This window comes from Streptomyces sp. NPDC096176 (assembly GCF_044763255.1).
In the GTDB taxonomy this organism is placed as follows: Bacteria; Actinomycetota; Actinomycetes; order Streptomycetales; family Streptomycetaceae; genus Streptomyces.
This window is the reverse complement of record NZ_JBIWFV010000006.1, coordinates 283559-295948: the sequence shown is the minus strand read 5'-3', so window position 1 is coordinate 295948 and position 12390 is coordinate 283559. Positions and strand designations below refer to the sequence as shown.

Annotated in this window: 12 protein-coding genes and 1 pseudogene; 1 reads left to right on the top strand and 12 read right to left on the bottom strand. The window is 72.5% G+C overall.

Annotated elements, in window-relative coordinates; translation table 11 throughout:
* Positions 1-43: 43 nt before the first annotated feature.
* The 10 genes from ACIQ7Q_RS19005 to hisI all read right to left on the bottom strand — a co-directional run bounded on the left by ACIQ7Q_RS19005 (position 44) and on the right by hisI (position 8347).
* Positions 44-901 carry a DsbA family protein gene (locus tag ACIQ7Q_RS19005; protein ID WP_403862909.1) on the bottom strand — a complete coding sequence of 286 codons (858 nt, stop codon included), beginning with the start codon at positions 899-901 and terminating at the stop codon, positions 44-46.
* 63 nt (positions 902-964) lie between these two features.
* On the bottom strand, positions 965-1780 hold the full coding sequence (gene trpA / locus ACIQ7Q_RS19000; RefSeq protein ID WP_403862905.1) for a tryptophan synthase subunit alpha: 816 nt from the start codon (positions 1778-1780) through the stop codon (positions 965-967).
* Complete coding sequence (trpB, locus tag ACIQ7Q_RS18995; RefSeq protein ID WP_403862902.1) at positions 1777-3069, bottom strand: tryptophan synthase subunit beta; 1293 nt, start codon at positions 3067-3069, stop codon at positions 1777-1779. Before trpB ends, trpA begins: the two co-directional genes overlap by 4 nt.
* 310 nt (positions 3070-3379) lie before the next feature.
* Positions 3380-3634: a tryptophan biosynthesis modulator TrpM gene (gene trpM / locus ACIQ7Q_RS18990; RefSeq protein WP_403862899.1), complete on the bottom strand. Its 255-nt coding sequence runs from the start codon at positions 3632-3634 to the stop codon at positions 3380-3382.
* A gap of 7 nt (positions 3635-3641) precedes the next feature.
* On the bottom strand, positions 3642-4451 hold the full coding sequence (gene trpC / locus ACIQ7Q_RS18985) for an indole-3-glycerol phosphate synthase TrpC (RefSeq protein WP_403862896.1): 810 nt from the start codon (positions 4449-4451) through the stop codon (positions 3642-3644).
* Between the two features lie 115 nt (positions 4452-4566).
* The gene (locus ACIQ7Q_RS18980) at positions 4567-5052 is read right to left on the bottom strand and encodes a DUF2752 domain-containing protein (RefSeq protein ID WP_403862893.1); all 486 of its coding nucleotides are present in this window, start codon (positions 5050-5052) and stop codon (positions 4567-4569) included.
* A gap of 408 nt (positions 5053-5460) precedes the next feature.
* Complete coding sequence (locus tag ACIQ7Q_RS18975) at positions 5461-5715, bottom strand: HGxxPAAW family protein (protein WP_403862890.1); 255 nt, start codon at positions 5713-5715, stop codon at positions 5461-5463.
* Positions 5716-5820: 105 nt separating this feature from the next.
* A complete protein-coding gene (locus ACIQ7Q_RS18970) occupies positions 5821-6471 on the bottom strand; it encodes a TIGR02234 family membrane protein (RefSeq protein ID WP_403862887.1) in 651 nt (216 codons plus the stop codon).
* A complete protein-coding gene (locus ACIQ7Q_RS18965; RefSeq protein WP_403862884.1) occupies positions 6471-7973 on the bottom strand; it encodes an anthranilate synthase component I in 1503 nt (500 codons plus the stop codon). The genes ACIQ7Q_RS18970 and ACIQ7Q_RS18965 overlap by 1 nt, the downstream gene beginning before the upstream one ends.
* An 11-nt stretch (positions 7974-7984) precedes the next feature.
* Entirely contained in the window at positions 7985-8347 is a 363-nt protein-coding gene (gene hisI, locus ACIQ7Q_RS18960) for a phosphoribosyl-AMP cyclohydrolase (protein ID WP_403862881.1), read from the bottom strand.
* A gap of 85 nt (positions 8348-8432) precedes the next feature.
* On the opposite strand from hisI, the gene ACIQ7Q_RS18955 reads away from it, so the two are divergent.
* Complete coding sequence (locus ACIQ7Q_RS18955; protein WP_403862878.1) at positions 8433-9065, top strand: TIGR03085 family metal-binding protein; 633 nt, start codon at positions 8433-8435, stop codon at positions 9063-9065.
* Between the two features lie 60 nt (positions 9066-9125).
* Here the strand turns inward: ACIQ7Q_RS18955 and ACIQ7Q_RS18950 are convergent.
* Both ACIQ7Q_RS18950 and ACIQ7Q_RS18945 read right to left on the bottom strand, forming a co-directional pair.
* Positions 9126-10727: pseudogene (locus ACIQ7Q_RS18950) on the bottom strand (cation acetate symporter); the annotation flags it as partial.
* Between the two features lie 125 nt (positions 10728-10852).
* Positions 10853-12223: a PucR family transcriptional regulator gene (locus ACIQ7Q_RS18945; RefSeq protein ID WP_403862875.1), complete on the bottom strand. Its 1371-nt coding sequence runs from the start codon at positions 12221-12223 to the stop codon at positions 10853-10855.
* Positions 12224-12390 lie beyond the last annotated feature (167 nt).

Genomic DNA, 12390 nt, shown 5'->3' with positions numbered 1-12390 from the left:
CCGCCCGGCAACGTATGGGTAACGAGCCGCGGCCCGCCGCGGGTCAGGAGGCCGGGGCCCCGGGGCTCGCGCTCTTGTCACCGCCCGCAGGCGCGGGGCGCTCCGTGCCCGGCTTCTTGCCCTTGTTGGCCTCCTCGACCCACTTCTTGAAGTTGGAGACGGAGATCTGTTCGTTGCCCTTCGTCGGGAAGATCGACTCGCCGTTGAGCAGCACGGTAGGGGTGCCGCTGAAGCCGCCGCTCTGGAAGGCCTGGTTCGACTTGTTGACCCAGGCGTCGTGCTTGCCTTCCTTCACGCAGCTGCGGAACGCGGGCGTGTCGAGTCCTTCGACCTTGCCCGCGAGTTCGATCAGCTTGCCGGTGTCGGCGAAGGCGTCGTCCGTCTCCGGCGGCTGGTTCATGTAGAGGACGTCGTGGTACTCGGCGAACTTGCCCGCGTCCTGGGCACACGCGGCCGCGTTCGCCGCGCGGCGGGAGCCGTTGCCGCCCATGTTGCCGTCGATGATCGAGGCGAGGTGGTACTCGATCTTGATCTGGCCGGTCCGCTCCAGCTCATGGAGCGTGTCCCGCAGACCGTTCTCGAACGAGGCGCAGGCGGGGCAGCGGAAGTCCTCCCACACCGTGAGGGTGGAGGGCGCGTCGCTCGCGCCGACCGGGATCGCGAGCTGCTCCTCGCCCTGGGCGCCGCTCGGCGTGAGGATCGGCCCGGCCTCCGTGCCGCCGCCCTCGTCCTTGCCTGCGTTCGCGGCCACGAGGCCGACCACGGCGGCCAGCCCGAGCACACCCACGACGGCCGACGCCACGATCAGGGTCCGTCGACGCTTCTCGCGTGCCTTTTCCCGCGCCCGTTCCTGCTGGAGTCGCTCGCGGGCGACCCGCTTTCGCTCTTGGTTCTCGCTCACACCCCGCAAACGAACCGGGGAGGCGTGTGCACGCCTCCCCGGTCCCTGATCCACCCGTACGAGCTACGGATTCCTGCGCACGCCGCGTGCCAGTTCGCCTGCCAGTTCCCGTACGGCCGAGACGGCCCCGGCGTCGTCCGGCGCGTCGAGCATCCGCTTGACGAACGCCGAGCCGACGATCACACCGTCGGCGAACGAGGCGACCTCCGCGGCCTGCTCGGGGTTGGACACCCCGAGCCCCACGCAGACCGGCATGTCGGTCGTGGCGCGCGTGCGGTGCACGAGGTCCTGGGCCTGCTCGCCGACCGACTCGCGGGTGCCGGTGACGCCCATCAGCGACGCCGCGTAGACGAAGCCCGACCCGGCCGCCGTGATCTTGGCGAGGCGGGCGTCCTGGCTGCTGGGCGCGACGACGAAGACGGTGGCGAGACCGTGCTTCTCCGCGTGCTCCCGCCACAGCCCGGCCTCCTCGACCGGCAGGTCGGGAAGGATGCAGCCCGCGCCACCCGCCTCCGCGAGCTCGGCGGTGAAGCGCTCGACGCCGTAGCGGTCGATCGGGTTCCAGTACGTCATCACCAGGACCGGCTTGCCGGTGGCCTCATGCGCCTCGCGCACCGTGCGCATCACATGGGCGATCTTGACGCCGCCGCGCAGGGCGATGTCGTCGGCGGTCTGGATGACGGGGCCGTCGAGGACGGGGTCGCTGTGCGGCAGCCCCACCTCCACCACGTCGGCTCCGCCCTCGAACGCGGCCTTGACCGCCTCGATGCCCACGTCGACGGTCGGGAACCCGGCGGGCAGGTACGCGATGAGCGCGGCCCGGTTCTCGTTCCTCGCCGCGGCGAGTGTGTCGTTCAGCAGGTGAAGGTTGCCGCTCACTTCGCGTCCCCCTGGATCTCGGCGGCGCCGTCGTCGGCGGAGGCATCGGCCTCGACCTGGGCGTCGGTGTCGTACAGCCCGAAGTACCGTGCGGCGGTGTCCATGTCCTTGTCGCCGCGTCCGGAGAGGTTCACCAGGATCAGCCCGTCCGGGCCCAGCTCCCTGCCCACCTCGAGCGCACCGGCCAGCGCGTGTGCCGACTCGATCGCCGGGATGATGCCCTCGCTGCGTGACAGCAGGCGCAGGGCCTGCATGGCCGCGTCGTCGGTGACCGCGCGGTACTCGCCGCGGCCGGAGTCCTTGAGGTACGCGTGCTCGGGGCCGATGCCGGGATAGTCGAGCCCGGCCGAGATCGAGTACGGCTCGGTGATCTGGCCCTCCTCGTCCTGGAGGACGTAGGAACGCGAACCGTGCAGGATGCCGGGCTCGCCCGCGGTCAGGGTCGCCGCGTGCTCCCCGGTCTCCACGCCGTGACCGGCGGGCTCGCAGCCGATCAGGCGGACACCGGTGTCCGGGATGAAGGCGTGGAACAGGCCGATGGCGTTGGATCCACCGCCGACGCAGGCGACGGCCGCGTCGGGGAGCCGCCCCGTCCTCTCGAGGATCTGCCGCCTGGCCTCCACGCCGATCACACGGTGGAAGTCGCGCACCATGGCGGGGAAGGGGTGCGGTCCCGCGACCGTGCCGAAGAGGTAGTGCGTACGGTCGACATTGGCCACCCAGTCGCGGAACGCCTCGTTGATGGCGTCCTTGAGGGTCCGGCTGCCGGATTTCACGGCGACGACCTCGGCGCCGAGCATCCGCATCCGGGCCACGTTCAGGGCCTGGCGCCGGGTGTCGATCTCACCCATGTAGATGGTGCAGTCCAGCCCGAACAGAGCGCAGGCGGTCGCGGTCGCCACGCCGTGCTGGCCGGCGCCGGTCTCCGCGATGACACGGGTCTTTCCCATGCGCTTGGTGAGCAGCGCCTGACCCAGAACGTTGTTGATCTTGTGGGAGCCCGTGTGGTTGAGGTCCTCGCGCTTGAGGAAGACCCGGGCGCCGCCGGCGTGCTCGGCGAACCGGGCGACCTCGGTGAGGGCGCTCGGGCGGCCCGTGTAGTCGACCATGAGCTGGTTGAGCTCGGCGGCGAAGGCAGGGTCGCTCTTGGCCTTGTCGTACTCGACGGCGACCTCGTCCACGGCGGCGACGAGCGCCTCCGGGATGAACTTGCCACCGAAGGCTCCGAAGTAGCCCTGGGCGTTGGGGACTTGACCCTCCGGGTCGGGGATGAAGTAGTCGCTCGACATGGCGACGCAGCTCCTTGTTCGGGGCGGGGCCCCGGGACGTGTCGGGTGTACGGGAGCGGAGTGCGGGCGTGGCCGCTGCGCGGGGCCGTTCCCCTACTCGCCCCTTCCCGAAACCGGGGCAAGCCCCGGACCCCCTACCGCGCTTCGCGCGGTGTCCTCAAGCGCCGGGACGGGCTGACAAAGTCAGCCCCGCTGGGGGCACCTCCCACGGCCGCCAGGCCGTAGGGGGAGAGAGGCGCGGGGGGCCGGGGGCGGAGCTCCCGGATACGGGAAGGGGCGGGTAGGGAAAAGAAACCCCGCCGGGAACGGCCTAACGGCCGACGCACGCGGGCGCGGCGCGCCATCGCATGCCGTTGACCTGCCCCGGCTCGTCACCGATCACGTACCGCACACGCCGCCCGTGCACCCGCCTCGCCGGCGCCCGGCAGCCCCTCGGCCGGCAGCCGCGGGCGAGCCGTGCGTACGGGTCGCGGGGCGCTCCAGACGCCGCCGCGTACGCGGGCGTACCCGCTAGCGGGGCGACGGGACCCGGCGTGGACCCGGTGCGGCGGCGGACGGCGGTCACGTCGGGCTCAGCTCCGCCCGTGCCGCAGCGCCGGGTGCGCGCCGGCGGCGACCAGGTCGGCGACGGCCGACTTGGGGTCCCGGCCGGTGACCAGGGACTCGCCGACGAGCACGGCGTCGGCGCCCGCGTTGGCATAGGCGATCAGGTCGTGCGGGCCGCGCACGCCGGACTCGGCGATCTTGATGACGTGCGCCGGGATCTCGGGAGCGACCCGTTCGAAGGTGGAGCGGTCGACCTTGAGCGTCTTGAGGTCACGCGCGTTCACGCCGATGATCTTCGCGCCGGCGTCGACGGCCCGCTCGGCCTCTTCCTCGTCGTGCGCCTCGACCAGCGGGGTCAGGCCGATGGACTCGGCCCGCTCGATCAGGGAGACCAGGGCCTCCTGCTCGAGCGCGGCGACGATCAGCAGCACGAGGTCGGCGCCGTAGGCACGCGCCTCCCACAGCTGGTACGCCGTGACGATGAAGTCCTTGCGCAGCACAGGGATGTCGACCTTGGCGCGCACGGCCTCGAGGTCGGCGAGCGATCCGCCGAAACGGCGCTCCTCGGTCAGCACGGAGATGATGGCCGCACCGCCCGCCTCGTAGTCGGCGGCGAGCCCGGCGGGGTCGGCGATCGCGGCGAGCGCGCCCTTGGAGGGGCTGGAGCGCTTGACCTCGCAGATCACCTTGACGCCCTCGCCGCGCAGTGCGGCGACGCCGTCCTTGGCCGCAGGAGCCTTGGCGGCGCGCTCCTTGAGCTCGTCGAGGCTGACACGCGCCTGCCGCTCTGCCAGGTCGGCGCGCACACCTTCGATGATCTCGTCGAGCACACTCACGCGAGCGGCCCCCTTCCGGGACGGTGTTGATGGATCAGGATCAGCCACCTCGATGGTATCCGGAGGAGGGCCGAGGGCTCGCATCCGGTGGGTGCCTGTCCCACTACCTGGGACTTCACGGAGCCAGCGCGGAGCCGAACGGCAGGTTCCGCACCACGCTGAAGATCACCAACACGCTTCCCACGACCCACCACCATCCCGTGGAGAGACCGATCCGCAGGGGCCTGCCCTGTACGGCGCGAATCAGCCACATCACCCACACGACGGTGAACACGGCATAGCCGAGGACGGCGACCGCGTTGGCGCCGAGGGCGGTTGCCAGGTCGCCGTGGATGAACGCGTGTGCGCTGCGCAGTCCGCCGCAGCCGGGGCAGAGGATGCCGGTGAAACGCAGCAGCGGGCAGACCGGGTAGTGCCCGGGCTCGTTCGGGTCGACGGTCCCGACATAGGCGAAGGCGGCGGCGACGCCGGTGATGACGGCGAGTGGCGCGGCGACGCGCCGCGCGCGCCCCGGCCGCGCCACGGGCGCCCGCCTCCCGGCCGGGGCGCGCTCCTCGGGGGACACAACGGGCGCTGCGGCCACGCGGGGCTCTGGCGACACCCTGGACGCCCCAGGACCGGGTCCCGTCACCCCCGGGCCCTCCGCGGACGCCGACGCGCCCGTCGGGCAGGGCAGACCCGCACCGCCCTCTGGCACCTCGTCCTGGGCGGCCGCGGCCCCCACCTGCCCTGCGGGATCAGCAGACGCCGACGCACCCGTCCAACCAGATGGACCCGCACCAGCCTCGGGTGCGCCGTGCTGTAGGGGTGCAGCCTCCGCAGCCGCGTGCCCCCCCGCCGTGCGGCCCTCGCGGGCCGCGGGGGCGCTCTTGGGCAGGGAGGGGACGGAGTCGGGCCGGGGCGGGGAAGGCGGGGTGGCGTTCACGCGGTGATTCTCCCCGTTCGACGGCAGCGGCGCAGCCCGGCCGTGCCGGCTGCGCCGCTGCGTGACATCTTGGGTGGCGGGGTCTCAGACCGCCGCGCTCTCCCGCGCCGCAGCGCGGTTGCGGGCCTCGATCACTTCCTCGGGCTCCTTCGGGGTGCCGAGGCCGGCCATCTTCATCGCGCCGCCGACGACCCCGCCGAGCAGGATGAGGGCGAAGCCCGCCCAGAAGCCGACCGGGCTGTTCGCCACCATGAAGACGCCTGCCACGCAGAAGCCGATGAAGGCGATGATGGTGCCGGTCCAGGCGGCCGGGGTGTGTCCGTGGCTGCTGCCCGCCATGAGTTGCTCCTCGTTTCTGGTGCGATGTCGTGAGCCGGTGCTCAAGCTGAGCCGGGGCGCTCGTCAGTCATTGTCCCGTACGTCGGGACGGGCTCCGATCGGGGGTCATGCTTCGCGCGTGGGGTCCTCACCGCGGTCCAGGGCCTTCCACAGGTCCTCGGGGCGGTCCGGGTCGGCGGGCCGGGCCGCCTTGCGGGACCGGGGGCTGCCGTCGCGTTCGTAGCGGCCGGACATGGAGGGCCACTGGCGGCCGAACCGGAGGGCCAGGAGGCCGGCGAGCAGGATCAGCACACCACCCGCGACGGTGACGTACGGCCACGCGGTGTGCGTGAGCGCTTCGACGGTGGCTGCGGTGTCGCCGGTGGTACGGGCAGCCTTCTCGTCGAGCGCTTTTCCGTCGGACGCGCCGAGGAGCGCGGCCGCGGCGGTGCCCGCACCGCTCAGCGCGAGCAGCGCGGCAACGAGGAACCGGCCTGCGCGGCGTACGGCGAACACGGCGACCAGCGCGGCCAGGCCCACGATCGCGAGCGCTGTGGGCACGCCGGTGACGTCGGAGCCCTTGGCCTCGAGGGGGACGGTCCCGCCGCCGACGGACGCGGTGCCCTCGGCCCAGATCCGGCCGGCCGCGAGCAGGACGACGGTCGCGCCGACGGCGCCGAGGAACAGGGCGGCGGCCAGGCTGCGTCGGCTGCTTGTGGCGGCCGTCGCGGCTGCGGCTCGGGGCTGGGGTACGGGTACGGCACTCACGGCCTCCACTATCCCTTACCGCTCCCGGTGCCGTTCAGGCGGTTGGCCGTATGTACGGCCCGCAGCACCGCCGCCGCCTTGTTGCGGCACTCGGTGTCCTCGGCGACAGGGTCGGAGTCGGCCACGACGCCTGCCCCGGCCTGCACATACGCCGTTCCGTCGCGCAGCAGGGCGGTGCGGATGGCGATGGCGGTGTCGGAGTCGCCGGCGAAGTCGAGGTAGCCGACGCAGCCGCCGTAGAGGCCGCGGCGCGAGGGCTCGAGTTCGTCGATGATCTGCATCGCCCGGGGTTTGGGCGCACCGGAGAGGGTGCCCGCGGGGAAGCAGGCGGTCAGCACGTCGAAGGCGGTTCGTCCCTCGGCGACCTTGCCGGTCACGGTCGACACGATGTGCATGACGTGGGAGTACCGCTCGATCGACATGAAGTCGACCACCTCGACGCTGCCGGGCTCGCAGACCCGGCCCAGGTCGTTGCGGCCGAGGTCGACGAGCATCAGGTGCTCGGCCCGCTCCTTGGGGTCGGCGAGCAGTTCCTCCGCGAGGTCGTGGTCCTCCTGCGGGGTGGCGCCGCGCGGCCGCGTGCCGGCGATGGGGTGGACCATGGCGTGCCCGTCCTCGACCTTGACGAGCGCCTCGGGGCTGGAGCCGACGACGTCGAAGCCGTCGAACCGGAAGAGGTACATGTACGGCGACGGATTGGTGGCGCGCAGCACCCGGTAGACGTCCAGCGCACTCGCGGCGCACGGGGTTTCGAAGCGCTGGGAGGGCACGACCTGGAAGGCCTCGCCGGCCCGGATGCGCTCCTTGATGTCCTCGACGGCGGCCTGGTAGTCGGTGCCGCCCCACAGTGCGGAGAACTCCGGCAGCTCGGAGGCGGGCAGCGCGGCGGGCGGTGACGCCAGCGGCCTGGCGAGGTCCGACTCCATGGCGTCGAGCCGGACGACTGCGTCCGCGTAGGCCTCGTCGACACCGGTGTCGAGGTCGTTGTGGTTGATCGCGTTGGCGATCAGCAGGACCGTGCCGTCCCAGTGGTCGAGGACGGCGAGGTCCGACGTGAGCAGCATCGTCAGCTCGGGAAGCTTCAGGTCGTCGCGCTCGCCGGGGCCGATCTTCTCCAGGCGGCGCACGATGTCGTAGCCGAGGTAGCCGACCATGCCGCCGGTGAAGGGCGGCATGCCCGACGCGAGGTCACGGGGGGTGTGCAGTGTCTCGACGGTGGCGCGCAGGGCCGTCAGCGGGTCGCCGTCGACGGGGACGCCGACCGGCGGATTGCCCAGCCAGTGCGCCTGGTCGTCGCGGACGGTCAGGGTCGCGTCGGAGCGGACGCCGATGAAGGAGTAGCGCGACCAGGACCGGCCGTTCTCGGCCGACTCCAGCAGGAAGGTGCCGGGGCGCTCCGCGGCCAGCTTGCGGTACAGCCCGACGGGCGTGTCGCCGTCCGCGAGGAGCCGGCGGCTGACGGGGATGACGCGGCGGTCGGCGGCGAGCTTGCGGAACGTCTCGAGATCCATGGCGCCAGACCCTACTTGTCGAGGAGTACGTCGGCGTCGAAACAGGTGCGGGCCCCGGTGTGGCAGGCGGCACCCACCTGGTCGACCTTGACGAGGACGGTGTCGGCATCGCAGTCGAGGGCCACCGACTTGACGTGCTGGACGTGGCCGGAGGTGTCGCCCTTGATCCAGTACTCCTGACGGCTGCGGGACCAGTAGGTGCATCGGCCGGTGGTCAGGGTGCGGTGCAGCGCCTCGTCGTCCATCCAGCCGAGCATGAGCACCTCACCGGTGTCGTACTGCTGGGCGATGGCAGGAACCAGTCCGTCGGCGCTCCGCTTGAGGCGGGCGGCAATGGCCGGGTCGAGGCTGCTGGCGGGGACACTGCTGGTCATACGGCCCATTGTGCCGTGCCGAAGGTCGTGGCCGGGCGGTGCGTCCACTGGGCGGACCCGGTGCCCCCGCCGTACGCTGACGGACATGTCGACCCATGCCAAGCGTGAACGACTCCTGCTGGCCGACCTGTTGGAGGCGGCCGGTCCCGATGCGCCGACCCTGTGCGAGGGCTGGCGGACCCGGGAGCTCGCGGCCCATGTGGTGATGCGCGAGCGGCGGCCCGACGCGGCGGGCGGGATACTGCTCAGCGCGCTCAGGGACAGGGCGGAGCGGATCCAGGCCGAGTTCGCCGCCAAGCCGTACGAGGAACTGGTGCACCTCATCCGTACCGGGCCGCCGCGGATGTCCCCGTACGGGATCAAGCAGATCGACGAGGCCGCGAACACGGTGGAGTTCTTCGTGCACGCGGAGGACGTACGGCGGGCGCAGCCGGAGTGGCTGCCGCGCGAGCTGGACCGGATCTTCGAGAACGCGCTGTGGTCACGGCTGGAGAAGGCCGCGCGGCTGCTCGGCCGGAAGTCGCCCGTGGGCCTGGTGCTGCGCAGGCCGAACGGCCAGACGACGGTGGCCCACAAGGGCACTCCGGTGGTGACGGTGACCGGCGAGGCGGGCGAGCTGACGCTCTTCGCCTTCGGGCGGCAGGACGCGGCCCGGGTGGACCTCGAAGGCGACGAGGACGCGATCACCCGGCTGCGCGAGGTCGAGCTCGGCTTCTGAGACGTACGCCGCGCCCCGCTCACCGTGGGCCCCCCACCGATGGTGGGGGGCCCACCGCACGGAGCGGGAACCGGGCGCGCGGTGGCCCGGGGTCCGGCGGGTGCGGCGGGAGCCGAGGAGCGCGAGCGCGAAGCCCGCCGGGATGGTGACGAGCCCAGGCGTCTGCAGCGGGAACCAGTGGAAGTCGCGGTCCGGGAAGAGCGAGATCGGCGTGCCGGACGCCGCCGGTGAGAAGGCCATGAGGACGGCGACCAGCGGCAGCGTCCCGTACACCGCCCAGCGCACTCCGGCGGCCGTGAAACCCCGGCGGAAGATCCCGTGGAGCAGGACCGGGGGCAGCACGGAGGCGGCCGCGGCGAACGAGAAGGAAAGAAGTAGCTGGGGGTTGCGCCCGTAGGTCTGGGTCGCGACGACCACGGCCAGTGCTCCGACCGCGGCGACCGCGCAACGCGCCAGACGCACCTCGCCGGACATCGAGCGCCGGCTCCGGCCGTTCCCCGCGGGCAGCGTGAAGTCGCGGGCGAGGGAAGAGGCCGCAGCAAGGGTGATCACCGCGACCGTGGAGAGCGTGGTGGCGAACACGGCGCAGGCCACCACCGCGAAGAGCATGCTGTGCCGGGGTCCGCCGGCCTCGGGATCGAGGGCCGTGGTCACCATGAGCAGGGCGGTGTTCCCTCCCGGGTCGGCGGCCAGCAGCAGCTCGCTGCCGACGAGGGCCGCCGCGCCGAGCCCGATCACGACCACGCCGGCGCACAACAGGGCGACGGGCGCGACGGCCCACGTGGCGGCGCGGCGCACGCTGCGCGTGCCGCGCATCGGGTGCAGCCTCATGGTGATGTGGGGCATGCAGGCGGCGCCCAGGAGCAGCGTGAGCAGGAAGCCGATCAGGTCCAGCCGCCCGGCGAGGTCGTGCCCGAACTGCAGGCCCGGCCTGGCGTATGCGCCGCTCCGCCCGCTGCCCTGTTCGGCGGCGTCGAAGAGGGAGCCGGGCGACCAGCCGAAGCGTTCGAGGACGAGACCGGCGAGCAGCAGAACGACGGCGAGGACGACGAACGTCTTGAGGATCTGGATGTAGCCCGTGCCGCGCATCCCGCCGAAGGCGGAGTAGCAGACCATCAGTGCCCCGCCGGCGATCGTGCATCCGGTGAGCGCGCCGGGCGGGAGGTCGAACATCGCCGTCATGATCTTCCCGGAAGTGGAGAGCTGGACCACCAGCAGCGGGAACAGGACGATCAGCGTGGTGATCCCGAGGGCCGTGCGCACGGAGCGGTCGGCGAGGCGTTCCGTGAGGAAGTCCCCCCGCGTGTAGACGCCTTCACGGCGCAGCGGCCGCGCCAGCACCGCCATCACCAGGATCAGAGAGCCGACGGTGGCGCAGGCGAAGAGGATGCCGTCCGTTCCGGCGAGGGCGACCGAGCCGGTGGTGCTGAGCAGGGTCGCGGCGGAGACGTAGTCCCCCGCGACGGCCAGCCCGCCGCCGACCGGGCCGAGTGCCGCCCCGCCCGCGTAGAAGTGCTCGGGGTCGTCCTGGTCGGCGGCGGCCAGGCCGCACAGCAGGAGCGACACCGCCACGAACGCGACGAAGACGACGAGTGCGAGGGACCGGCCCTCGAAATCGGCGCCGGCCGCGAAGGGTTGGGCGAGGAGCACATGAGATGACATGCCGGATACCGCCCCAGTGCGGCGGATGCACGTACAGAGGTGGCCGCCCCTGCGGTGCCCGCGCACAGGCAGAGGCGGGCCTCGGCTGTGCGGCGGCACAACCCTGTCGCGCACATCCGGCGATGTCAGGTCTCCTGGAGCCGGCGGGCCGCGAGGGCGAGGGAGACCTCGACGAGATCGGACGGCCGGGACAGGGAGCGGCCGGTGAGCTGTTCGAAGCGGCGGAGCCGGTTGAGGACGGTGTTGCGGTGGCAGTAGAGCCGGGTCGCCGCGCGTTGCGCGGAGCCCTCGGCGTCGAGCCACACGGTGAGCGTCTCGACGAGCAGGTCGCGGTCGGCCGGGTCGATCCCGTGCAGCGGGCCCAGTACGCGCTCGGCGAGCGCCCGCCCGAGGGGCGGGGAGGAGACGACGAGGGCGGCGGGGAGGTGTTCCTCGAGGAGTACGACACCGCCGGTGCGGGAGCAGGCCCGCAGTGCGGTGCCGGCGTGTCTTCGCGCCTCCCCGAGGGCTGCGAGCCCGACGACGGCCGAGCTGATCCCGACGCGGACGCCGGGCGCAGCGTGCAGCGCGGCGGCGAGGGCGGCGGGGTCGAGGGGCCCGCCCGGGGCCGCGCCCGCGGTAGCGCCGGCTCCGGCGCGGTCCGGCCCCTCGTGCCGGTGCGCGGCGCCTTCCTGACCTTCCGTCACGGGCCTGGCCTCCGGTGCCATTGCCGCGCCCACCAGCTGGACGATGGCGAGTTCCGCCTCCGGCGTGGTGTGCCACACCGCCGCAGTGCACGGAGGCAGCGTCACGAGGGGTCCGGGTGTGTGCGGGTGGGCGGAGGCCGCCGCGATCACCACGTAGCGGCCGTTCTCCGGAAGCTCGAGCATCGTCGCTGCTTCGGGCAGGTCGGTGATGCGGGCCGTGCCGTCCAGCAGTGCCGCGGTCATCAGGCGCAGGCGGTTCTCACGGCGCCAGGCCATCCGGCGTTCCGCCTGGCGGTAGGCGTCTGCGACAAGGGCGCAGTGCTCGTCGACGAAGTTCCAGACGTCGGCGGCGACATGGACGAGCAGCCGGATGTCCTCGGGGTGGCGCCGGGCGGTCTCGTCGACGAGTCCCTGCCACACCAGCGCCCCGCCGAGCCGGAACGCGTGCAGCACCGCGTCGAGCGGTACGCCCTGCTCGGCCCGCGAGGCGCCGATCGCGCGCGAGGTGCGCCGCGCGATGTCCCGGCACTGCCTGGGGCGTATCAGGGACGCCACGTTGTGAAGCAGGGACTGGTGGACCTCCTGCCAGACCTCGGAGGCGTCCTCGTCGATCGCCGCCCGGTATGCGGGCTCCTGTTCACGCAGTTCGCCGACCAGAGTGGTGGTCAGGCCGGCCACGTCGTCCAGCAGCACCTGAGCGGCGCGGTGCAGTACGACGAGCGACTCGGCGTCCAGCAGGGAACGGGCGCGGGGCAGAGCGGCGCGGGGCGGGGGAACCGCCCTGACGCGCGAGCGTACGAGATTCGACATGGCCGGCCTCCACCTGGTCGGTTCGCTCCGGCGCGGCGAACGAAAACCTTCACCGGATCTACCTGACGCTCGCAGAATGGCATACCGCCCAGTCGGTACCCAGGGGTTTGCGCATTGTTCTCATCACGGTCCAGCAACACGAACGGGCTTGGGTCAGGTCCTGGAGC

Excerpts from the sequence above, each read along its gene's own strand:
- hisI (WP_403862881.1), bottom strand. The coding sequence starts at position 8,347 with ATGACCAGCAGTGTCCCCGCCAGCAGCCTCGACCCGGCCATTGCCGCC.
- ACIQ7Q_RS18975 (WP_403862890.1), bottom strand. The coding sequence starts at position 5,715 with ATGGCGGGCAGCAGCCACGGACACACCCCGGCCGCCTGGACCGGCACC.
- ACIQ7Q_RS18945 (WP_403862875.1), bottom strand. The coding sequence starts at position 12,223 with ATGTCGAATCTCGTACGCTCGCGCGTCAGGGCGGTTCCCCCGCCCCGC.
- trpB (WP_403862902.1), bottom strand. The coding sequence starts at position 3,069 with ATGTCGAGCGACTACTTCATCCCCGACCCGGAGGGTCAAGTCCCCAAC.
- ACIQ7Q_RS18965 (WP_403862884.1), bottom strand. The coding sequence starts at position 7,973 with ATGGATCTCGAGACGTTCCGCAAGCTCGCCGCCGACCGCCGCGTCATC.
- ACIQ7Q_RS18955 (WP_403862878.1), top strand. The coding sequence starts at position 8,433 with ATGTCGACCCATGCCAAGCGTGAACGACTCCTGCTGGCCGACCTGTTG.